Source organism: Frondihabitans sp. PhB188 (assembly GCF_003752365.1).
GTDB lineage: Bacteria > Actinomycetota > Actinomycetes > Actinomycetales > Microbacteriaceae > Frondihabitans.
The window spans coordinates 589,796-610,825 of record NZ_RJUO01000002.1 but is presented as its reverse complement, the minus strand read 5'-3'; the positions used below and the strand labels follow the sequence as shown (position 1 = coordinate 610,825).

20 protein-coding genes are annotated in these 21,030 nt (G+C 71.0%); 10 read left to right on the top strand and 10 right to left on the bottom strand.

What is annotated here, in order from left to right:
- Positions 1–16 precede the first annotated feature (16 nt).
- The 7 genes from EDF46_RS07740 to EDF46_RS07710 all read right to left on the bottom strand — a co-directional run bounded on the left by EDF46_RS07740 (position 17) and on the right by EDF46_RS07710 (position 7,911).
- Positions 17–604 (bottom strand): low molecular weight phosphatase family protein, encoded by a 588-nt coding sequence (locus EDF46_RS07740; RefSeq protein ID WP_123505684.1) that lies wholly within the window; start codon positions 602–604, stop codon positions 17–19.
- Positions 601–2,034: a polysaccharide biosynthesis tyrosine autokinase gene (locus EDF46_RS07735; RefSeq protein ID WP_123505683.1), complete on the bottom strand. Its 1,434-nt coding sequence runs from the start codon at positions 2,032–2,034 to the stop codon at positions 601–603. The genes EDF46_RS07740 and EDF46_RS07735 overlap by 4 nt, the downstream gene beginning before the upstream one ends.
- Before the next feature lie 121 nt (positions 2,035–2,155).
- Positions 2,156–3,211 carry a glycosyltransferase family 4 protein gene (locus tag EDF46_RS07730; RefSeq protein WP_123505682.1) on the bottom strand — a complete coding sequence of 352 codons (1,056 nt, stop codon included), beginning with the start codon at positions 3,209–3,211 and terminating at the stop codon, positions 2,156–2,158.
- The gene (locus tag EDF46_RS07725; protein WP_199738229.1) at positions 3,208–4,350 is read right to left on the bottom strand and encodes a glycosyltransferase; all 1,143 of its coding nucleotides are present in this window, start codon (positions 4,348–4,350) and stop codon (positions 3,208–3,210) included. Before EDF46_RS07725 ends, EDF46_RS07730 begins: the two co-directional genes overlap by 4 nt.
- A 129-nt stretch (positions 4,351–4,479) precedes the next feature.
- Complete coding sequence (locus tag EDF46_RS07720; RefSeq protein ID WP_123505680.1) at positions 4,480–6,594, bottom strand: YhgE/Pip family protein; 2,115 nt, start codon at positions 6,592–6,594, stop codon at positions 4,480–4,482.
- A 16-nt stretch (positions 6,595–6,610) separates the two neighbouring features.
- Positions 6,611–7,273 carry a hypothetical protein gene (locus EDF46_RS07715; RefSeq protein WP_123505679.1) on the bottom strand — a complete coding sequence of 221 codons (663 nt, stop codon included), beginning with the start codon at positions 7,271–7,273 and terminating at the stop codon, positions 6,611–6,613.
- Entirely contained in the window at positions 7,270–7,911 is a 642-nt protein-coding gene (locus EDF46_RS07710) for a TetR/AcrR family transcriptional regulator (RefSeq protein ID WP_123505678.1), read from the bottom strand. The genes EDF46_RS07715 and EDF46_RS07710 overlap by 4 nt, the downstream gene beginning before the upstream one ends.
- A gap of 347 nt (positions 7,912–8,258) precedes the next feature.
- On the opposite strand from EDF46_RS07710, the gene EDF46_RS07705 reads away from it, so the two are divergent.
- Entirely contained in the window at positions 8,259–9,425 is a 1,167-nt protein-coding gene (locus EDF46_RS07705) for an RtcB family protein (protein ID WP_123505677.1), read from the top strand.
- Positions 9,426–9,525: 100 nt separating this feature from the next.
- Here EDF46_RS07705 and EDF46_RS07700 read toward each other — a convergent pair whose 3' ends face one another.
- Positions 9,526–10,260, bottom strand: a complete 735-nt coding sequence (locus EDF46_RS07700) for an endonuclease/exonuclease/phosphatase family protein (RefSeq protein WP_123505676.1) — start codon at positions 10,258–10,260, stop codon at positions 9,526–9,528.
- 123 nt (positions 10,261–10,383) lie between these two features.
- Here EDF46_RS07700 and EDF46_RS07695 point away from each other — a divergent pair, with 123 nt between their 5' ends.
- The 3 genes from EDF46_RS07695 to EDF46_RS07685 are packed head-to-tail and all read left to right on the top strand — an operon-like array spanning position 10,384 to position 12,804.
- Positions 10,384–10,803: a CrcB family protein gene (locus EDF46_RS07695; protein WP_123505675.1), complete on the top strand. Its 420-nt coding sequence runs from the start codon at positions 10,384–10,386 to the stop codon at positions 10,801–10,803.
- Positions 10,800–11,183 (top strand): CrcB family protein, encoded by a 384-nt coding sequence (locus EDF46_RS07690; RefSeq protein ID WP_123505674.1) that lies wholly within the window; start codon positions 10,800–10,802, stop codon positions 11,181–11,183. The genes EDF46_RS07695 and EDF46_RS07690 overlap by 4 nt, the downstream gene beginning before the upstream one ends.
- 34 nt (positions 11,184–11,217) lie before the next feature.
- Positions 11,218–12,804, top strand: a complete 1,587-nt coding sequence (locus EDF46_RS07685; RefSeq protein ID WP_233579931.1) for a Na+/H+ antiporter — start codon at positions 11,218–11,220, stop codon at positions 12,802–12,804.
- 11 nt (positions 12,805–12,815) lie between these two features.
- Here EDF46_RS07685 and EDF46_RS07680 read toward each other — a convergent pair whose 3' ends face one another.
- Complete coding sequence (locus EDF46_RS07680) at positions 12,816–13,625, bottom strand: alkaline phosphatase family protein (RefSeq protein WP_123505673.1); 810 nt, start codon at positions 13,623–13,625, stop codon at positions 12,816–12,818.
- Positions 13,626–13,776: 151 nt separating this feature from the next.
- On the opposite strand from EDF46_RS07680, the gene EDF46_RS07675 reads away from it, so the two are divergent.
- The 6 genes from EDF46_RS07675 to EDF46_RS07650 all read left to right on the top strand — a co-directional run bounded on the left by EDF46_RS07675 (position 13,777) and on the right by EDF46_RS07650 (position 20,091).
- Complete coding sequence (locus tag EDF46_RS07675; protein ID WP_233579930.1) at positions 13,777–15,924, top strand: cytochrome c oxidase assembly protein; 2,148 nt, start codon at positions 13,777–13,779, stop codon at positions 15,922–15,924.
- Between the two features lie 10 nt (positions 15,925–15,934).
- Complete coding sequence (locus EDF46_RS07670; RefSeq protein ID WP_148061166.1) at positions 15,935–16,573, top strand: hypothetical protein; 639 nt, start codon at positions 15,935–15,937, stop codon at positions 16,571–16,573.
- 182 nt (positions 16,574–16,755) lie between these two features.
- Positions 16,756–17,529 carry a YcnI family protein gene (locus EDF46_RS07665; protein WP_123505671.1) on the top strand — a complete coding sequence of 258 codons (774 nt, stop codon included), beginning with the start codon at positions 16,756–16,758 and terminating at the stop codon, positions 17,527–17,529.
- A gap of 3 nt (positions 17,530–17,532) precedes the next feature.
- Complete coding sequence (locus EDF46_RS07660; protein WP_123505670.1) at positions 17,533–18,165, top strand: copper resistance CopC family protein; 633 nt, start codon at positions 17,533–17,535, stop codon at positions 18,163–18,165.
- Positions 18,166–18,307: 142 nt separating this feature from the next.
- Positions 18,308–19,594, top strand: a complete 1,287-nt coding sequence (locus tag EDF46_RS07655; protein WP_123505669.1) for an adenylosuccinate synthase — start codon at positions 18,308–18,310, stop codon at positions 19,592–19,594.
- 71 nt (positions 19,595–19,665) lie between these two features.
- Positions 19,666–20,091, top strand: a complete 426-nt coding sequence (locus EDF46_RS07650) for an organic hydroperoxide resistance protein (protein WP_123505668.1) — start codon at positions 19,666–19,668, stop codon at positions 20,089–20,091.
- Between the two features lie 19 nt (positions 20,092–20,110).
- On the opposite strand, the gene EDF46_RS07645 is transcribed toward EDF46_RS07650, so the two are convergent.
- Positions 20,111–20,890: a hypothetical protein gene (locus tag EDF46_RS07645; protein WP_123505667.1), complete on the bottom strand. Its 780-nt coding sequence runs from the start codon at positions 20,888–20,890 to the stop codon at positions 20,111–20,113.
- Positions 20,891–21,030 lie beyond the last annotated feature (140 nt).

The window sequence follows — 21,030 nt, the reverse complement described above, 5'->3', positions numbered from 1 at the left end:
GCCCGACGAGCGGGACTCAACCTCGCAGTCGGCCCATGAGCCGCGCGACGCTGGCGGTCGCGGCATCGACGCGCAGGCGCATGGCCTCGTACACGGCGTCGCCCTGCAGGTAGGGGTCGTCGATGTCGTCGTCTGAGGGAGACGGCGCAGGAACGAGCCCCCGACGCCGAGACAGGAGCGCCACCGCCGGGGCCCGCTGCGGCCCGTCGACCCCCGCCAGCCCGTCGGCGAGGTCGGCGTCGTCGAGCGAGTCGGCCAGGCGGGCGAACTCCGTCAGGGTGAACGCGATGCGGTTCGCGCGAGGCCAGGTCAGCACAGTGTCGCGGCGGTGGTCGCGAGTGAGCGCGAGAATCAGGTCGGCATCGCTGGCGATCGCTCGATCGAGCTGCCTCGCCTCGTGGCCCTCGGTGGTGAACCCGGAGCGAGTGGCGGCCGCCTCGGTCTCGGGTGTGGCGGGGGCGCCGATGACGGCTCCGGTTCCGGCGCTGACCACCTCGATCTCGGGCTGGTCGCGCATTGCGCGGCGGAGGGCGTGCTCGGCGTAGGGCGACCGGCAGATGTTGCCGGTGCAGACGGTCAGGATCCGGAACGGGGCGGCGGTCACTGGCGGACCTGCCGCAGGGCCTTTCGGCTCATTCCGCCGGCCGGGATGGTCTTCTCCGGGGCCCGGCCGTAGTACTCGGAGTAGCCGCCGTACCCGTAGCCGTTGGGGCCCTTGGTGGGCAGCTTGGTCATGACCACGCCCAGCGTGCGGCTGCCGATGTTCTGGAGCAGCGTCATGGCCTCCCGGAGCTGGCCGCGTTTCGAGCTGGCTGCCGAGACGATCAGGAGCGTGCCGGTGACGATCTTGCTGAGGACTGCTGCGTCGGTGACCGGAAGGAGCGGCGGGGCGTCGATGAGCACGAAGTCGTACCTCTCGGACAGTTGCTCGAGGGCGGCGCTCATCCCCATCGAGCCGAGCAGCTCGCTGGGGTTCGGTGGCACGCGCCCGGCCGGCAGTACAGCGAGATTGCCGCGTGAGCCCCAGGGCTGGAGGGCGTCGTCCATCTCGATCTGGCCGATCAGAACGTCGGTCAGGCCGACGGCGCCCTCGATGCCCATGATCTCGGCGGTGCGAGGGCGGCGGAGGTCGGCGTCGACGAGGACGACCGAAGCTCCGCTCTCGGCCAGGGCGATCGCGAGGTTCGCGGTGGTCGTCGACTTGCCCTCGGCGGGCATCGCGCTGGTCACGACATAGCTGCGACGGGTGACGCCCGGATCGATGAAGTTGAGGTTCGTGCGGAGCGCGCGGAACGACTCGGCGCGAGGGCTGCGCGGGTCGACGTGCACGATGAGCGGGTGCTTCGCCGCCTCGGGGTCGAAGCCGATTCCGCCGATGACGGGGGTGTCGGTGATGCTCGCAACGTCGGGCGCACCGTGGATGCGGGTGTCGAGCGTGTTGCGGAGGAGAGCACCCGCAAGCCCGGCGAGGAGGCCGACGACGAAGCCGAGGGCAATGTTGACCGGGACGTTGGGCGACGCGGGCGACGTCGGTGCGACGGCTTTCTGGAACGTGGCGATGCTGACCGGCGAGGTCGACCCGACGGCAGGCGCCTCTAGCTTCTTGGAGACGACGGTGCTGAAGCTCTTGGCGATCGCGTCGGCGGTGGAAGCGGCGCGCCCCGGATCGGTGTCGCTGACCGTGATGTCGATGTTCACCGTGTTGGGCTTCGACTGGGCCGAGACGCGACTCGCAAGCTGCATGCCGGACTCGGCGAGGCCGAGCTCTTTCACGACCGGGTCGAGCACGTCGGAGCTTGTGACGACCTGCACGTACGACCGGACCTTGGCCTGAGCCGCCGTGCTGCCCTGAGAGAGGTCGACGGCGCTGTTGTCGCCGGGCGTCTGCACCGACACGTAGAGCGTGGTCGTCGACTCGTACGTCTTCGTCGCGAGGAGCGAGAGGAGGCTGCCGCTGAGGAGTCCGAGCAGCGTGGCGGTGAGGATCAGCATCCAGCTGCGGCGGAGCAGCCGGATGAATTCGGTGAGTTCCATGGGGTCCCTGCGGTCAGTCGAGTGGTTCGGGCTGGATCGCCTCGACCGGACGGGTTGAGTCGCAGGAAGAAGCGCGGTGTGCAGTCATCAGCGTAACATGTTGGATTTGCATACGACAGGGCTAGGCGAGGATCGAGTTCAGCCGGACGGCTGCGGCATGAACCGATGCGTCGATGCTCATGGTGGAGGCGTTCGCGTGGACGTGGTCGGAGACTCGGCGCCGCAGGATCGGGTCGGCGACGAGGTCGCGCACGGCCGCGTCCCACCGAGGTGTGTCGTCCAGGGGTAGGACGAAGCGGCGGGCGAGCGCGGGGTCGGTGTAGAGGAAGGGTGCGACGCCGACCTGGTCGCTGAGGACGACCGGGAGGCCGCTCCAGGCCGCCTCGACGGCGCTCCTGCCGTACGCCTCGCGCTGGGCCGTGGATACGAACATCGACGCGTCGCGCCAGAGGTCGGCCGCGGGGCGCCAGCCGCCCCAGTCGAGCCCCGCGGGTGCCGTCGCGCGAAGCTGCGCTTCGAGCGGGCCGGCCCCGTGCAGGCGCCCGGGGATGCCCGTCCGGCGCACGAGCGAGGCGAAGTCGCCGGGGCGCTTGTCGCTGGTGAGCCGCGCCGCCCAGACCATGGGCGCATGGGCGGTGTCGCCGAACGAGCGGCGCTCGACGGGTGCGATTCCGGCCGGCACCACGTGCGCCGTGCGGGCGCGCGCGACCTGACCGGCGAGAAGCGGGGTGGTGGCCCAGACGTCGTCGGCCGCGCGGAGGGCTCGGGCCTCGAGCAGCTCGAGGGCCCGGCTTCGCAGAGCGTTCTGCTCGCCGCGCTCGGGCCACGGCAGGCCGCGGACCCAGGCGACATGTGCGGCGCCGCCGAGAGCGGGGATGCCGCGGGCGACGGCCATATCGGACTGCGAGATCAAGGTGATGACGACGTCGGCCCGCGTCGCCTCGGCGCAGGACGTGATCGCCTGGCGGATCTCGGGGAGGAGCCGCCGCCCGTGCTCGAGCATCGGCACCTCGGTCACGCCGGGGGTGGGCGCGACCTGGCCGGGGGCTCCGGGACGGACGCCGACGAGGGCGGTCCAGTCGAGGCCGGCAGCGCGGGCGGACGTCACGAGGTCGAGCGTCGAGCGGTAGACGCCGCTCCGAGCCATCAGGGGAAGGGCGAGGAGGCAGACCCTCACGCCGCGACCTCCGCCCCGAGCAGCGACAGCAGGAGGTCGTTCTTGACCCGCCACGTGGCCTCGGCCGGGAGCGGCGATGGTCGACGCGCGATTCGGTCGCCGGCCGAGGCGTGGGCGGCGATGACGTGCTCGTGCACCGAGAGGTCGCAGGCGAGGACCTCGTCGAGACCGCGATCGGTGACGCTGCAGAACGGCGTGCTCAAGACGGGGAGGCCGGCTGCTCGGTACTCGTACGTCTTGATGACGTCGCCGCCGACCTCGCCGTCGCCGACGCGGTGCGGGATCCACCCGAGGTCGAAGCGGGTCAGGAGCGCGGGGACGTCGTCGTAGTGGACGTCGCCGAGCAGCTCGACGTTGGGCAGAGCCGCCAGGGCGGGGCGGAACTCGGCGTCGAGGATCGGACCGGCGAAGACGAAGTCGACCTCGGGCAGGGCGGCGACCGTGCGGACGATGCCGTCGAGGTCGAGGCGGCGGCCGATCTTGCCGACGTAGCCGACCGTGAGCGCGCCGGTCGCGGCTGAGGTCGCGGAGAAGCGCTCCGGATCGCAGCCGTTGGGCACGAGGATCACGTCGTCGCGCCCGAACCGTCGGGCGAGCTGCTCCGTGCCGGCCCCGTTGGCCGTCACGTGGGTGGCTGCGGCGAAAGCGGCCGCGTACGCCTCCTCGACCTCGTCGCGGATCGACTCGAAGGCGTGGTGGATGCTCCAGTCGTCGAGGAGGTCGAGAACGGTGGGGCGACCGGACGCGAACGGGTTGGAGTGCTCGGGGGCCGTGGCCACGAACGGGTTCCAGACCAGGGCTGGCGTCTCGGCGTGAGCGGAGGGGATACGCGGGTAGCGATCGGCCGAGTCGACCCACCAGCGCCGGCGGCGCCGAGGGTGGGGGAGGCGCCAGGTGCCGGTCTCGACGGGGCTCGTGCCGGCGGCGAGGCCCCGGGTGCGCTTCGGACGGATCCGGTCGCGCGCGCGGAGCACCTGGGGCTCGGGGCGCGAGACGACGGCCACGCCCTCGCGGGTCGTCGCGCCGAGCCACTCGATGAAGTGGCCGTCGCGGGTGCGATAGCCCTCGGTGAGGAGCTTCGTGGTGCCGTGCATCGGGTAGGCGAGGACGGATGCCTCAGGCCAGTTGGGAGACTCCACGGGGTCCTTTCGGGCATACCGCGCGAGGGTTGTATGCGCAGTGTGATATGTCAACTGTAGCATCACATACCCGCGGAAAGAAGGCCCACCCCGACGGATCGGAGTGGGCCCGAGGTGACGCGCGCGACGTCAGCCGATCAGCGACGGCCTCAGGTCGCGCAGCGTGCGGCGCGCCGTCATGCGGCGGGCAGCGACGAACGACAGCAGGAGCGCCCCGAGCAGCCACAGGCCGAGCACCCCGGCGTCCTGCCAGGCGCTGGCGATGTTGCCGCCGTACATCAGCTGGCGGATTCCGTCGACGGCGTAGCTCATCGGCAGGGCGAAGTGCAGCGCGGCCAGCGGCCCGGGGAGCGTCTGCCAGGGGAACGTGCCGCCCGCTGTCACCAGCTGGATCAGCATCAGAACCAGGCCCAGGAACTGCCCGACGCTGCCGAGCCACACGTTCAGAGTCATGATGATCGCCGCGAAGGTCACCGACGCGAGCACCATCAGGCCGACCATCGGCACCGGGTTCACGACGTCGAACCCGAGCGCGAACTTCACGATCGCGAAGAGGGCGAGCATCTGAACGAGTCCCAGCACGGCCGGCGACAGCCAGCCGGCCAGAGTGATGCGCCCCGGCGCCCGGATCGCCGTGATGGCGCGCTTCGAGATCGGCTTGATGATGAGGAACAGCGCGTACATGCCGATCCACGCCGCCAGGCTGATGAAGAACGGGGCGAGGCCCGCGCCGTAGTTGCCTGCGCTGGCGATGGACGAGTCGCGGATCGAGACCGGGTCGGCAATCGCCGCGGCCTGCTTGTCGCGGCTGGCGGCCGTGGTGGCCGGGATCTGCTTGACGCCGTCCTTCAGGCCCGAGGTGAGCTTCGACGAGCCCGAGACGAGGTCGGCGGCTCCGGCGTCGAGCTTCGTGAGGCCCGACGACAGCGAGGCGGCGCCGGTCGACGCGGTCGCCGCTCCGGACGCGAGCTGCGACGACCCGTCGGCGGCGGTGGCGATGCCGTTCGTCAGGGCCGGGGCGGCGGCGCTCAGCTGGGCGGCTCCGGCGTCGAGCCGGGAGATGCCGTCGGCGAGGGCCGGGGCCGAGCCGGACAGCGTCTGGGCGCCGGCGGCGACCTGGGCGCTGCCGGTGGCGAGTTCCTGCGTCGATGTCTGCAGGGTGGCCAGCTGCTTCTCGGCCGCGCTCGCGGCGGTGGTGAGCCGCGTGGCGCTCGCCGTGTTCGAGGCGGTGAGGAGGCCCTGGAGGGCGGTCTTCTGGGCGTCCGTGAGGTTCGTGGCCGCGGCGATCTGGTCGAAGCCCTGCTGCTGCGCCTGCTGTGCGGCGGCGAGCTGGGCGGGCAGGGCGGCGACGGTGGCGAGAGCGATCGCGTGCTGGTCGGCAGCCTTCGTCGCGAGCTTGGCGTTGCCCTCGGCCACCTTCTGAGCGCCGGCGTTCAGATTCGCCGCGTCGGCCGGCAGCGAGGCCGTCTGCGACGTCAGCGTGTCGAGGCCGCTCGTCAGCTGCGCGGTCTGCGCGGGGAGTGCGGCCGTCGACGACTTCAGAGTCTGCAGGCCGTCGTTCAGGGATGCTGCTCCCGTCGACAGCTCCGACGTTCCCGAGGCGAGATCCCGGGCGCCGACCTTGGCGCTGTCGAGTCCTGACTTGAGCGATTTCGCACCCGAGGTGACCTTCGAGGATCCGTCGGCGGCGTCCGAGATGTTCGAGCGCACGTCGTTGAGGCCGACGAGCAGCGTCTTCGCTGCCGTCTTGCCCACCTCGGCGGTGATCGTCGCACGGATCGTCTTGCCCGCCTGATCGGCGATCGTCGACGAGAGGTAGCTCGTGGTGTCGTTCGTGGTCAGCTGGATCTTCGCGGCCGTGGGGTCGGTCGTCGACGCCGACGACAGGTCGGACGAGAACGACTTCGGGATCGAGAAGACGAAGTTGTAGGTCTCGTCTTTGATGCCCTTGTCGGCGGTGGCCTGCGAGACGACGTGCCAGTCGAAGTCCTTGCCGTCGACCAGCTGCTTGGTGATCGTGTCGCCGTAGTCGACGGCGTTGCCGTCGGCATCGGTCGCGCCGACGTCGTTGTTCACGATCGCCGCCGGGATGTGGTCGAGCTTGGCGTACGGGTCTTGGTTGGCCCAGAGGTACATGCCGCCGTAGAGGAGCGGCACGCACATGAGCGCGACGAAGGCGAGACGGGCGAGCGACGAGGCGGTGAGCCGCTTCAGCTCGGTGCGGACGAGGGCGAAGGTCTTCATGAGGATGCTTTCGGCGTCAGACGGCGGGGTTCGCGTCGACGCCGTCGTCGACCGGGAGCTGTTCGGTGGGTTCTTCGAGAGCAGGCAGGAGCTGGTTCACATGCAGCGCTGCCGCGACGCCGGTCACGAGCAGCACGGTGAAGCCGCGCGCCGAGAGGTCTTCGACGACCCGGAACCAGCGCTCGGTGTCGCCGCCGTGGCGTTCCGGCGACGTGATGATCAGGCCCTTCACGCCCGGGCGCAGCGCTGCGAGCTCACTGAGCAGGCGCACGCGGGCCTCGGTGGGCAGGTTCTTGAGGCGGGTCTCGTCGTGCTCGGCGAGGCCGACGGTGTCGAGGAAGTCGCGGGCACTGTCGGCGTTTCCGCGGAGGCCGGCCAGGGCGAGGTCTTCCTGGACGACGGTGCGGACCATCAGGTCGGCGAACGGCTCGGCGACGGTCGGGGTATCGACCAGGGCGAACGTCTCGCGGATGCGTGCCGCGTCGTCGACCCCGTCGATCAGGACGCGTCCGGTGTCGGGGCGCATGCGGCCGCCGGCGATGAGCGAGGCGAGCGTCGGGGCGCCCTCGGTCTCGACCGCGACGACGCCCGGCACGCGGGTGGACGCGGCCGCGGAGATCGCCGGCAGGGGAGCACCGGGGCCATCGCCGAGGCCGACGGCTTCGAGTGTGAGGTTCATGCGCGTGCCTTCTGGATCGTGGTCAGGATGGCCGTCGCGTCGGCCTGGCCGAAGCCGACCATCGCGAGGACGGAGAGCACGACGAGCCGCCGCCCCTCCGACGTCGACATCGGGTGGCGGGTCGACTCGTCGAGCACCGAGATCGCGGCGCTCTCGACGAGGCGTGCCAGGCGTCCGACCTCGATGTCGGTGCGGAACGAGCCATCGGCCACTCCGCGCGCGACGATGCGGAGCACGTGCCGACGGAGCGGAAGCAGGGCGTCGCCGACGAGATGAGCGTGCGGGCCGCGAACGGTCATGAGGGCCATCGACCTGACGTGGTCGACCTCATCCCACAGTCGTGCGCCCACCAGGGCCAGATCCGTCGCAGGAACTCGCGGCTCCTCGTCGGGGGCACCAGTGAGCATCGCGCGGTTGATCCTCGCCGCGCCGTGGAGGGCCACCTCGGCGAGGAGGGCGTCGCGGGTCGCGAAGTGACCGTAGAAGGCGCGGCGCGAGAGCCCCGCCTCGGTCGCCACGGCTTCCAGGGACGCGCTCGGGTCGGCGTTCAGCACGGTCGCCGCCGCGAGGATCAGCGCCTCGCGGTTCTCCGTGGCGTCGCGCCGAGGCGTACGGATGCGGGGCGTGGTGAGGGGCATGGCACGAGTGTACGCCTAAGTTGCACGCGTGTGTGCACTTTAATTCACGGGCGAGTTCGCTTGACAGGGCGACACGCCCGGGATGTATGCTCGGTGCTTCGTGCCGAACCCGGCACACGCCCTTGGAAGGAGCCGGTCGTGCTGAAAAGTCAGTCGAACCCGCAGCGCTATGAGCTCGAGCTCGCGCGCGCCTTCCACGAACTCGACTAGGGTCCGGACCTTCGACACACGAAGCCCCGCACCTCAATCGAGGCCCGGGGCTTCTCTCATTTCTCTCGCTTCTGCAGGGCGGACGGAATGCGCCTCCCCGGGTGCACTCCGCATCACCTCACAGAAACGAAAGGACCATGAAGAAGATCACCGACCGGCTCCTCAGCTGGGCGTCGATCCTGGAGCCGAACACCGAGCTCCAGGCCCGCACCACCTCGACCATGCCGTTCATCTACCCCCACCTCGCCCTCATGCCCGACGCCCACCTGGGCCTCGGCGCCACGGTCGGGTCGGTCATCCCCACGCTCGGCGCGGTCATGCCCGCGGCCGTCGGAGTCGACATCGGCTGCGGCATGATCGCCGTGAAGACGCAGTTCACCGCGACCGAGCTGCCCGACGACCGGAAGGCCGTGCGGGAGGCCATCGAGCGCGCCGTCCCCACGTCGGCCGGGTCGTACAACCGCAAGGTCGTCGCGACGGCGGAGCCGCGGGTCGCCGAGCTCGCGGCGATGGCCGAGGACGCCGGGTTCGATCCTGCGACCTACTCCGGCAAGTGGGATCTGCAGCTCGGGTCGCTCGGATCGGGCAACCACTTCATCGAGATCAGCCTCGACGAGAACGACGACGTGTGGCTCTTCCTGCACTCGGGAAGCCGCGGCGTGGGCAACAAGATCGCGCAGAAGCACATCGCCGTCGCCAAGGCAGCGATGACGAAGTGGTGGATCGAGCTGCCCGACCCCGACCTCGCCTACCTGGTCGAAGGCACGAAGGAGTTCTCGAGCTACATCGCCGAGCTGAAGTGGGCGCAGCACTTCGCGCTGCTCAACCGCGAGGAGATGATGGACCGCGTCGTGCGGCAGTTCTCGGACTGGGTCGGCGCGCCTGTCACCGAGCTCGAGCGGATCAACACGCATCACAACTTCACGCAGAAGGAGCAGCACTTCGGCAAGAGCGTCTGGCTCTCGCGGAAGGGCGCGATCTCTGCGCGCAAGGGGGAGGCGGGCCTGATCCCCGGGTCGATGGGCACCGCGTCGTACGTCGTCGAGGGCCTCGGCAACCCGGTCGCGCTCGAGTCGTCGCCGCACGGCGCCGGCCGGCAGTTCTCGCGGTCGAAGGCGCGCAGGACCTTCACGCACGACCAGCTGCGGGAGGCCATGCTCGGGATCGAGTACCGCGACACCGACGCGTTCCTCGACGAGATCCCGGCGGCGTACAAGCCGATCGACCAGGTGATGGCGGATGCTGACGAGCTCGTGTCGATCCGGCACACGCTGCGGCAGATCGTCAACGTGAAGGGCGACTGACAGAAGGAAGAGAGCCGGGCGCACGGATCAGGTGTGCGCCCGGCAGGGGGCCGGGGCAGCGCGCACGGATCAGGAGTGCGCGCGGCCCCGGAGACGACCGCTAGCTCGGGAAGCTGGCGGTGGCGACGATCGGCAGGTGGTCGGACTTGCCGCGGGGGAGGACGCGGACTGGTCCGACGAGCAGCCCGCGGGCCGCGACGAGGTCGAACCTGCCGCGGAGGACGCCGAAGCGGCGGTAGGTGTCGTCCGCCGCAAGCGACAGGGTGTGGCCGGTCGAGGCGAGCATGCGGCGGAGCGAGCCCACGCCGACGGGGTAGTTGAAGTCGCCGATGAGGAGGGTGGGCAGCCCTCCGCCGAGCGAGTCGAGCAGGGTGTGCGCCTGGCGCACCTGGCGGCGGCGCAGGCCGTTGCCGGCGGTGAGCGGCGACGCGTGGAACGAGCCGACGACGAACCGCCGACCCGAGAACCGGTCGAAGAGGCGAGCTGAGACGAGGCGGTGCGGCGTGGGTCCGTGCATCCGGTCGTGAACCGAGCGCCCGAGGCGGTCGACGCGGGCGTCCTCGACGACGAACCGGTCGCTGTGGCCGTAGACGGCGAGGCCGAGGCGGCCGTTCGAGGTCGCCACGAGGCTCGAGAGCCGGCCGATCGAGTCGGGCAGCTGCTCGGTGCGGGCCTCCTGGAGGAAAAGCAGGTCGACGCTCTCGAAATCGACCAGCGGCTCGAGCTCGTCGGCGGCGCGGTGCTTCCACAGGTTGTAGCTGAGGATCCCGTAGCCCGAGACGGTGCCGGAGCTGCGATGGGAGCTGGTGCATCCTGCGCTCTCGGTGTTGTTCACGGTGCGTCCCCTTCCCTGGGATGGTCGGTCTTCGTGCGTCCCGGTTCGTTCGGCGCCGTCCGCGAGAGGGTTGGGTCGCGCCATCACCCCAGAGCGAGGGCCGCGCCTGCTTGAATAGTCGCGATGACGCCCGCGCCCCCTCTCTTCCTCCGGCCGAGACTGGTCGGCCTGGTCGCTCTGGGCGGTGCCATCGGCACGGGCATCCGCGAGGCCCTAGCCCTCACCTGGCCGGCCGCGACCACCGGCTTCCCGCTCACGATCCTTCTCATCAACGTCGTGGGGTCGTTCGCGCTCGGCCTCCTGCTCGAGAGCCTCACCCGGCAAGGCGCCGATGAAGGCGGGCGCAGGAACTCGCGGCTCTTCGTCGGCACCGGCGTCCTCGGCGGCTTCACCACCTACAGCTCCTGGGTCACCGACGTCGCCACCCGCCTCGGCCCCGCACCCGGCGTCGCCCTCGCGTACGCGGCGGCGTCGCTCGTGCTCGGGCTGGTCGCCGCGCTCGCCGGGATCGCGCTCGCGGCCCGCCTGAGGCCCACCTCGTGATCGTGTTCCTTCTCGTCTGCGTGGCTGGCGGCGTCGGCGCCGCCCTGCGCTTCGTCGTCGACGGCGCGGTCCGTCAGCGGCTGGCGAGCACCCCGCTGGCGACGTTCCCCGTCGCGACCCAGGTGATCAACGTGACCGGCTCGTTCGGCCTCGGGCTCCTGACGGGGCTGGGGGCGTCGTCGGGCCTGCCGCACGACTGGGTGCTCGTGCTGGGCGGCGGCCTCATGGGCGGGTACACGACGTTCAGCACGGCGAGCGTCGAGGCCGTGCGCCTGGCCGGGCAGCGGAGGTTCGGAGCCGCAGTCGTCTACGGCGTGGGGACGCTCGTGGTCGCGACCGGCGCAGCGGCGCTCGGGGTGTGGATGGGCGGCGGGTTCTAGTTCCTGCGGCCGCCGCTGCTGGTGTGGCAGTCTCATGGCCATGGACCCCGTGACAGCGATCGCCTGGATCGTCGTGTTCGTCGTGGTGACGGTCGCCGTCACCGGGCTCTCGGGTCGGATCGGCTGGTCGGCACCCGTCACGCTCGTGCTCGTGGGCGCCATCGCCTCGTTCGTGCCGGCCGTGCCGCGCGTGACTCTCGAGCCCGACCTCGTGCTGTTCGGGCTGCTGCCTCCGCTCCTGTTCGCCGCCGCGATCCGGACGTCGCTGATCGACATCCGCGCCCGCAACGACTCGATCCTCTTGACCAGCGTCGCTCTCGTCGCCTTCACGGTCGTGGCCGTCGGCTTCGCGGCCTGGTGGCTCGTGCCCGGCATCACCCTCGCCGCCGGGCTCGCCTTCGGGGCCGTCGTCGCCCCGACCGACGCGGTCGCCGTCACCGCCGTCACCGGGAAGGTGCCGCTGCCCCGACGCGTCGTGACGATCCTCGAGGGCGAGAGCCTGCTCAACGACGCGACCGCCCTGGTCGCGCTCGACGCCGCGATCACGGCCATCACGCGGGTCGTCACGCCAGCGGACGTCGCCGGCGACTTCGTGCTGGCCGTCGTGGTCGGCGGCGGCATCGGCATGGCCGTCGGCTTCGTGCTCGGCGACATCCGCAAGCGGCTGCACTCGGCCGTGCTCGACACCAGCCTGTCGCTCGTCACGCCGTTCATCGCCTTCCTGCCTGCGCAGCTCCTGCACGGGTCGGGCGCGCTCGCGGTGGTCGTGGCGGGCCTGTATCTCGGCTTCCGGTCGCCCGTGGTGCTCTCGGCCGAGGCCCGGGTGGCGGAGAGGCTGAACTGGAAGACGGTGCAGTTCCTGCTCGAGAATGCGGTGTTCCTCTTCATCGGGCTGAACCTCGCGGGGGTGCTCGAAGGGGTCGTGAAGAACGGGCCGGGCCTCTGGGTGACCGTCGGGATCAGCTTCGCGGTGCTGGCGGTCGTGATCGCGTCGCGGTTCGCGTGGGTGTTCTTCACGATGCTGCTGTACCGGATCGGCCCCGCGCGGGTGCGCGAGCGCGCCTGGTCGGCGGCCTCGTCGACCGTGGTCTCGGCCGCGGGTATCCGCGGCGTGGTGACTCTCGCAGCCGTGTTCCTGCTGCCCGACCAGACGCCGCAGAGGGAGCTGCTGCAGTTTCTCGCGTTCGTCGTCGTGCTCGGCACGCTGCTCCAGGCGCTGCCTCTGCCGCTGCTGATCCGGCGCGTGCACCTGCCCGCGCCGAACCTCGCGCAGGAGTGGACCGAACGGCAGCTGCTCACCGCCGAGGCGAAGCAGGCGGGGATCGAGCGGCTCGACGCCGTCCGCACCGAGGACGACGAGGAGCGAGTCGTCGAGCAGCTGCGTCGGGCCTCGAGCTTCCTCTCCGAGCAGCTCGCCGACCCGTCTCCCGCCGACCGAGAGCCGTCGCCGGTCACGTTCAGCCGCCTGCGCGGCTCCATGATCGCCGCCGAGCGCGAGGCCGTGCTGCTCGCGCGGCGCGACGGCCGCTATCAGGAGGGTGCGGTGCAGGCCGTGCTCGCCGCCATCGACGCCGAGGAGACCGCGCTGCGGGCGCGGCACCCGAAGGCGATCGGGGAGTAGACCTCGGCAGGCTAGAGGCTCAGGTGCCGCAGCAGGATCGCGGCAACGTCAGTCGGCCCGACCGGCGCCGCGGATTCGACCAGCGTCTGTCCTCCGAAGCGCCGCAGCCCCAGGAACGACCGTGTCAGCACCTCGTCCGCCCCGCCGTGGCCGCCCTCGTCGAGGTGGCCGTGGTCGGTGGTGATCGCGACGAGCCAGTCCTCGTCGCGGGTCGCCGCTCGTGCCTCGACCTCCGCCAGAAGCCGGCCGAGCCGCTCGTCGACGCGGTGCATCGCCTCGCGGTACTCGGCCGAGTCGCCGCCGTAGAGGTGGCCCGCCTCGTCGACCTCGCCGAGGTAGACGAAGCTCAGGTCTGGGCCGGCGTCGCGGAGGGCCAGCCGCGAGAAAGCGGCGATCTCGCCGTCGGCATGCCGGTAGCCGTAGACCTCGCCGTCGCGGATCACGACGCGGTGACGGCCGGCGCGCTGGTCGTCCTCGCGGAACGCCAGCACCGGGCCGGGGCCCGCGGGGTCGGCGAGCGGCGGCCAGCTGACGGCCGCGAACGTCGAGCGGCCCGCAGCGGCGGCGCGCGTCAGCACGTCGACGGTCGCGTCGAGGCGATGGCCGAAGAAGGAGTTGTCGAAGACCCCGTGCACCGCGTGCGGCGCACCGGTCAGCAGCGACGACCAGCCGGGGCCCGAGATCGTCGGCACCTCCATGGTCAGCGGCAGGTGCGAGCCCTCGCGCAGGAACTCGGCAAGGTACGACGCCGCGCCCGGCCGCAGCGCGTCGTCGATTCGGAGTCCGTCGATCCCCACCAGCAGAGCCTTCGCGTCAGTCACGGGGCCAGGGTGCACCGGCGGGGTTGCGCGGGAGTGAACGGGGTTCCCGCGCCGTGTCCCTTTCTCTCGGGGCTGTGTCTCTCGGGCCCGTGTCTCTCGGGGCTGTGGATAACTCGACTGCCATTCCGTGGCGAAAACGTAGGATTGCCGGGTGACAGATCAGATCGAAGACCTCCACTTCGAGACGCGCGAGCTCTCGCTGCCCTCGGGCAAGCGCGATCCCGAGCGCGTCCCTCGTCTGTCGCGGACCGCCATCGTCCTTCTCCTCTGCATCCCGCTCGGCCTGGCTCTCGCGCTCGCGGCCATGTACTTCACCGGGGCCCTCGGCGGCCGCCTGATCGTCGACCCGGGCGCGATCGTCACGAACGGCCTCCCGATCACGACCGCCCTCTTCGACGGCTCCGCCGCCGTCGCGATCGGCCTGCTCGTCATCTCGGCCGTCGCGTTGCCCGGGCAGAAGACCGACCCGAAGTCGGCAAGCTTCAGCCAGTGGTACGCCTCCAGGTGGGCCACCTGGGCCGTGCTCGTCTGGCTGGTGTCCGCCGTCGCGAACCTGATGTTCCGGGCCGCCAACGTGCTCGGCGTCCCGTTCACGTCGCCGACGTTCCGCAGCCAGTTCTTCTTCTTCGCCTTCCAGCTCGAGCTCGGCCAGACCTGGGTCGTGACGATCTCGTGCATCCTCGCCGCGCTCGTGATCCTGCTCTCGACGAAGAACGTCTCGTGGCTCGCCGCGGCGATGGGCTTCGCCCTGTTCGCTCTGCTGCCGCTGTCGCTGTCGGGCCACTCTGCGGGCTCGAACGAGCACGTCAACGCCGTGAACAGCCTCGCCATGCACCTCGTGGGCGTCACCGTCTGGATGGGCGGCCTGATCGCCGTCATCCTGCTCCGCGGCAAGGTCGGGACGAACCTCGCCACGGTGGTCTCCCGCTACTCGGCCCTCGCCATCTGGGCTTTCGCCTTCGTCGCCTTCTCCGGCGTGATCAACGCGAGCCTGCGGCTCACGGGCCCCGCCGACCTCGTCACGACGACGTACGGCATGCTGATCCTCGCCAAGTCGATCATCCTGATCGGCCTGGGCGTCGCCGGCTACCTCCACCGCCGTCGCGTCATCCCGCGACTCGTCCGCGAGCCGGGCCGCACTCGCTCGTTCGTGCGTCTCGCCGTCGGCGAGGTCGTGTTCATGGTCGTCGCGATGGGCCTGTCGGTCGCCCTGTCGCAGAGCGCGCCCCCGGTGCCCCAGACGAACGGCGGCGACACCCGCGACGGGCTGATCGGCTTCCCGTACCCGGCGCCGATCACGATCCCGCGCTTCCTGCTCGGGTTCCACCCCGACTACTTCTTCATCGCCGTCGCGCTCATCATGGCGGGGCTGTACATCGCCGCCGTCATGCGGCTTCGCCGCCGCGGCGACACCTGGTCGTGGGGAAGGACCGTGCCGTGGCTGTTCGGCTGCCTCGGCCTGTTCTTCGCGACCAGCGGGGGGCCCAGCGTCTACGGCGCCGTGAACTTCTCGACTCACATGATCCAGCACATGGTGCTGATGATGTACGTGCCGCCGCTCCTCGTTCTCGGCGCTCCGATCCTCCTCGCGCTGCGGACGCTGCCGAAGCGCCGCGACAACAGCCGCGGCCCGCGCGAGTGGATCATGATCGTCATCCACTCCCGGTACGGCCAGGTCGTGACCAACCCCGTCGTGGCGGCGATCATCTTCGCCGGCAGCCTCATCGCCTTCTACTACACGGGCTGGTTCCAGGCGTCCCTCCAGACCCACCCCGGGCACTTCCTCATGGAGGTTCACTTCCTGCTCTCGGGCTACCTGTTCTTCTTCGTGCTGATCGGCGTCGACCCCGGCCCCAAGCGGCCGCCCTTCCCGATGCGGATCATCCTGCTGCTGGCGACGCTGGCCTTCCACGCGTTCTTCGGCCTCGCGATCATGTCGCAGACCACCATCCTCGCCGCCGACTGGTGGCACGCCCTCGGCAAGACGAACTACCAGGACCTCCTCTCCGACCAGCACACCGGGGGCGCGATCGCCTGGGGTGCGGGCGAGTTCCCCACCGTGCTCGTGGCACTGATGGTGATGCGGCAGTGGATCCGCAGCGACGAGCGCGTCGCCAAGCGCTATGACCGGCGTGCCGAGGTCGACGGCGACGCCGAGCTGCGGGCCTACAACGAGCAGCTCGCCGTGATGGCGGGCAAGCCGGCGGCCGCGCGCACCGAGGCGTCGACCCCCGGCGCGGAGTCCGACTCCTCCGCCGCTGCTGGCGATGCGCCCGACCGCCGCTCCGACGCCCAGTAGGCTCGTCGGCATGACCGTCCGGGTGACCTCGCGCGGGCTGCGCGTTGTGCGCGGCCTCGTCGTGGCGACCCTGTCGGTCACCATCGCCGCGTTCTCGCACGTGGCCGGCGGCGGAATGGAGCCGGGCGTGCTCGGCACCGTGCTCGCGCTCGCCTTCGCGATCCTCGCCAGCATCGCGCTCAGCGCCCGCGCCGTCTCGGTCGTCCCGCTCGCGATCTCGGTCGGGCTGAGCCAGGTCGTATTCCACCTGCTCTTCAGCCTCGGCGCCGATCTTCCCGCTTCTGCCGCCGGAACTCACGTGGGCATGCTCGGCATGGTGATGTCGGGCGGCGCCACCGCCACCCTCCCCGACCTCGGCGGCTCGACCGTCCACGCGATGGAGGGCATGAGCGACGCCCGCATGTGGGCGGGCCACCTCGCTGCCGCGGTCCTCACGACGCTGCTGCTCCTGCACGGAGAACGGGCCCTGCTGACCGTCGTGCGTCTCGCCGTCGCGCGTCTGGCCGTGGTCGTCCGCGTGCTCGTCGCAGCACCGCCCGTCCTCGCGCATTCCGTCGCGGCAGCGGTCGGCGACCGCAGCGGCATCCGCCGCCCTCTCGACGTCCTGCTTGCCTCTCGTCCGCATCGGGGCCCGCCGCTCGGCGCCTGACTCCGACCTCCTTCCCCTTTCTCGCGCGCGCACCGCCGCTCGATGGGCGGGCTCTCGTCGTGTCCGGCCCCTCTCCGGAGGCGCGCCGACACCGACCGCCACCCGCCGATCCCTTCACGGGCGCCGACCGGCACCCGCTCGGCGATCCTGCGCGCGCACCCTCACGAGAGACACCTCAACGCATGCCCTCCTTCCCCCTGCGCCGCGCGGCGCTCATCCTCCCGCTCGCCGGCGCACTCGTCCTGGCCGCACCCCTCGCGGCGTCCGCCCACGTGCACGTCGAGGGCGACGACGTCGCGCCCGGCTCGTACTCCACCCTCCAGTTCAAGGTCCCGACCGAGTCGGCGACCGCGTCGACCGTCAAGGTCGAGGTCGCCTTCCCGACCGACCACCCGTTCACCTCGGTCTCGTACCAGCCGATCGCCGGCTGGAAGGCCGACGTCGTCACCGGCACGCTGTCGAAGCCGGTCTCGACCGACGACGGCGAGATCACGAAGGCGGTGACGAAGGTGGTGTGGACCGCCGACTCCACTGCGGAGGGCATCGCTCCGGGCGAGTTCCAGCTGTTCACCGTCTCGGCGGGAGCCGTGCCCGATGTCGCCTCGGTCGAACTGCCGACGACGCAGACCTACAGCGACGGCAGCGTCGTGAAGTGGAACGAGGCGACTCCGGCGTCGGGCGAGGAGCCCGAGCACCCGGCACCCGTGCTCGCCATCACCGAGGCGGCGGCCGATCACCACGGTGCGGCGTCCGACACGGCGACGAGCGAGGCCGCGGCGACCGGTACGAGCGGCGACGGCGACAGCGGTCTCGGTCTGGGCCTCGGCATCGGCGGTCTCGGACTCGGGATCATCGCCCTGGCCGTGGCGGTCCTGGCCTACGTCCGCAGCGGTCGGGGTGCAGGCGCGGCTCGCCCGGCAGGCGGATCGGCCCCCACCACCGGATCGGCGGACTAGCGCGTGGCCCCGTCAGCACTCCGGCGCATCGCGGTCGCGGCGTCGGTCACAGCTGCCGCCGCGGTGCTGGCGGTGGCCCCGGCCGTCAGCGCGAGCGCCCACGACTACCTGGTCAGCTCGACTCCGGCCGACGGGTCGACGCAGTCCGAGAAGCTCGACCAGGTCGTGCTCACCTTCAACGACCGCGTGCTCGACCTGTCGGGCGACGGCTCGTCGAACGTCGTCGAGGTGACCTCGTCGGCCGGCAGGCACTTCGAGTCGGGCTGCCCGGCGATCGCCGACACCGACGTGACGGTGCCCGTCGCTCTCGGCGACTCGGGCAGGTACACGGTCACCTGGCAGGTCGTCTCGGCCGACGGGCACACCGTCTCGGACTCGATCGGGTTCACCTACGACAGGCCCGCCGATGTGGATGCCGCCGCCGGGAGGGCCTCGCGCCCGACCTGCGGCGACCAGCCCACGTCAGGAGTCGGCGCGTCGGCGTCCTCCTCGGGAGCTGAGGAGGGCGCAGGAACGTCCGCCCTCCCCGTCGCCCTCGGCGTCGGGGGCGGCATCATCCTCGTCGCCCTCGTCGCTGTGGTCGTCGTGCTGACCCGGTCGCGCAAGGGCCCGGCCGGCGGCCCGCCCGCGCAGTAACAGCTCTGCCGAGTGCGCGGTCTCTGCTTCCGGAAGTGCGCTTCCGGTGCGGAAACCGCGCATTCGGCACCCCGACGGCAGGCGTCTGTAGACTTAGGTGCACCTGCGCACGGGTGCATTCCCCCGAAGCGAGGAGCACCCAATGCCCGCCATCGTGATCATCGGAGCCCAGTGGGGCGACGAAGGCAAAGGCAAGGCCACCGATCTGCTCGGCAGCCGCATCGACTACGTCGTCAAGTTCAACGGCGGCAACAACGCGGGCCACACGGTCGTCATCGGCAACCAGAAGTACGCCCTCCACCTGCTCCCCTCGGGCATCCTCACCGAGGGAGTGACCCCGGTGATCGGCAACGGCGTCGTCATCGACATCGAGGTGCTGTTCGACGAGCTCGACGCGCTGATCGCCCGAGGCGTCGACGTCTCGAAGCTCAAGGTCAGCGCCAACGCGCACCTCATCACGCACTACCACCGCACTCTCGACAAGGTCACCGAGCGATTCCTGGGCTCGCGGTCGATCGGCACCACCGGCCGCGGCATCGGGCCGGCCTACGCCGACAAGATCAACCGCGTCGGCCTCCGGGTGCAAGACCTCTTCGACGAGAACATCCTGCGCCAGAAGGTCGAGGCCGCTCTCGACCAGAAGAACCACCTGCTGGTCAAGATCTACAACCGCCGCGCGATCAGCGCCGACGAGGTCGTCGAGACGCTCCTCAGCTACGCCGAGCGCCTCCGCCCGATGGTCGCCGACACCGCGCTCGAGCTCCACACCGCGCTCGAAGAGGGCAAGACCGTGCTGTTCGAGGCCGGCCAGGCCACGATGCTCGACGTCGACCACGGCACCTACCCCTTCGTCACGTCGTCGTCGTCGACCGCGGGCGGAGCCGCCACGGGCTCGGGCATCGGCCCCGGCCGCATCGCGCGGGTCATCGGCATCGTCAAGGCGTACACCACACGGGTCGGGGCAGGCCCCTTCCCGACCGAGCTGTTCGATGCGTCGGGCGAGTTCCTGCGCGCCAACGGCTTCGAGTTCGGCACCACGACCGGCCGCCCGCGCCGCTGCGGCTGGTACGACGCCCCGATCGCCCGCTACTCGGCGCGGATCAACGGCGTGACCGACTTCGTGCTGACGAAGCTCGACGTGCTCACCGGCCTCGAGACGATTCCGGTGTGCGTCGCCTACGACGTCGACGGGGTGCGCTTCGACGAGATGCCGGTGTCGCAGTCCGACTTCCACCACGCCGTGCCGATCTACGAGGAGTTCCCGGGCTGGACCGAAGACATCACCGGCGCCCGCACCTTCGACGACCTGCCGAAGAACGCCCAGGACTACATCCTCGCCGTCGAGAAGATGAGCGGCGCCCGCATCTCGGCGATCGGCGTCGGCCCCGGCCGCGATGAGATCGTCGAGCGGCACGACCTGCTGAGCTGACGACACCCGTCGCGCACCCGTTCTCAGCGTTTGGACAGGTCGCGCACAGGCGGAGGGTGTCGTGTTGCATCATGACACTTGAGATCGCCTACACCGCCATCGCCCACGCAACCGGAGGCGGCCGCGACGGCCACGTCCGCAGCGAAGACGACCGGCTCGACCTCGACACCCGGCCCCCCAAGGAGATGGGCGGCTCGGGTGACGGCACCAACCCCGAGCAGCTGTTCGCCGCGGGCTACTCGGCCTGCTTCCTGAGCGCCCTCCATGGCGTCGGCAAGGCGAAGGGCTTCGACACCACAGACGCCTCGGTCTCGGCCAGCGTCGGCATCGGCGCGAACGGAGAGGGCGGCTACGGCCTCGCCGTCGAGCTCGACGTCTACACGCCGAATGTCGCGCCGGAGAACCGCCAGGAGCTCGCCGACGCCGCCCACCACGTGTGCCCGTACTCGAACGCCACCCGCGGCAACGTCGAGGTGACGATCACGCTGGTCGACTAGAGGTCGGCTGCCCGGCCTCTCAGAGCTGGGCGTGTGCGGGCGGTCGCTCGGCGGTCGGGGTGAGAGCCCCGCTGCCGCGGCCGCCCGCTGTCGCGCTCCAGGCGAGGACGAAGATGAGCAGCGCTGCGGCGGCACCGGCGAGCACCATCGTTCCGATCCGGCGGCCGCGCGAGAGGCGGGTCTCGCGGACCTCGAACGAGACCGCGTGGCGTTGGCTCGCCGGCCAGGTGCCGTCGAACGACCAGGCCTCGACCACGCGCCGCGCCACGAACTCGTCAGCGCCCGGCCGTTCGCCCGCCGGGATCTCGGCGTAGGCGAGCTCGTCGATGTCGGCGCCGACGCGGGCCGCCGTTGCCCGGGCCGTGCGGAGCACCGACTGCGGCGTGCGAATCAGGTCGCCGGCGTTCCGCGCCAGGTCGATGGGCCCGAAGAGTGTTGCGCCCCAGAACAGCACAGCCAGGGCCCCGTCGCGGTCGCTGTGAAGCGTCAGGAGCAGTACCCCCACGAGAAAGACGATGGCGCCGACCACGATGCCGCGCACGGCCTGGGTCCGGTGCGGCCCGGCCAGGCGTTCCCAGCCCACGGCGTCACGCTCCCAGAACGACCAGCCCCGTGGAGCCTCGAGGAGGCCAACCACCGGCGTCCAGCCGAGCGGAGGCGTCCAGCCCTGGTTCGCCGCGACCCAGTCGGGGCTGGGCTCGGGCCAGGACGCAGGAACTCGGAACCGCAGCGGAAGCACCCCCGGGGCGGGCCGCGTTCTCGTCATCGGGGTCGCCGGATCGGCCGTAGCGAGTTCCATGAGGTGGGTGCCTTCCGTGGCGTCGTGCTGGAGCGTCGTGCTCTTCGAAGACTAGGCGTGCCGGCGTCTCGGGGCCATTCCCCTTAGCTGGGGGTTCCCCCGCCGCGTCGGCGGTGCGTCGGATCATCCGGCCTGGCGGT

Bases quoted from the DNA above. Each gene is read 5' to 3' on its own strand.
- EDF46_RS07655 (WP_123505669.1), top strand. From the start codon at position 18,308: ATGCCCGCCATCGTGATCATCGGAGCCCAGTGGGGCGACGAAGGCAAA.
- EDF46_RS07710 (WP_123505678.1), bottom strand. From the start codon at position 7,911: ATGCCCCTCACCACGCCCCGCATCCGTACGCCTCGGCGCGACGCCACG.
- EDF46_RS07650 (WP_123505668.1), top strand. From the start codon at position 19,666: ATGACACTTGAGATCGCCTACACCGCCATCGCCCACGCAACCGGAGGC.
- EDF46_RS07695 (WP_123505675.1), top strand. From the start codon at position 10,384: ATGACGCCCGCGCCCCCTCTCTTCCTCCGGCCGAGACTGGTCGGCCTG.
- EDF46_RS07665 (WP_123505671.1), top strand. From the start codon at position 16,756: ATGCCCTCCTTCCCCCTGCGCCGCGCGGCGCTCATCCTCCCGCTCGCC.
- EDF46_RS07715 (WP_123505679.1), bottom strand. From the start codon at position 7,273: ATGAACCTCACACTCGAAGCCGTCGGCCTCGGCGATGGCCCCGGTGCT.
- EDF46_RS07670 (WP_148061166.1), top strand. From the start codon at position 15,935: ATGACCGTCCGGGTGACCTCGCGCGGGCTGCGCGTTGTGCGCGGCCTC.
- EDF46_RS07720 (WP_123505680.1), bottom strand. From the start codon at position 6,594: ATGAAGACCTTCGCCCTCGTCCGCACCGAGCTGAAGCGGCTCACCGCC.
- EDF46_RS07685 (WP_233579931.1), top strand. From the start codon at position 11,218: ATGGCCATGGACCCCGTGACAGCGATCGCCTGGATCGTCGTGTTCGTC.
- EDF46_RS07735 (WP_123505683.1), bottom strand. From the start codon at position 2,034: ATGGAACTCACCGAATTCATCCGGCTGCTCCGCCGCAGCTGGATGCTG.
- EDF46_RS07705 (WP_123505677.1), top strand. From the start codon at position 8,259: ATGAAGAAGATCACCGACCGGCTCCTCAGCTGGGCGTCGATCCTGGAG.
- EDF46_RS07645 (WP_123505667.1), bottom strand. From the start codon at position 20,890: ATGGAACTCGCTACGGCCGATCCGGCGACCCCGATGACGAGAACGCGG.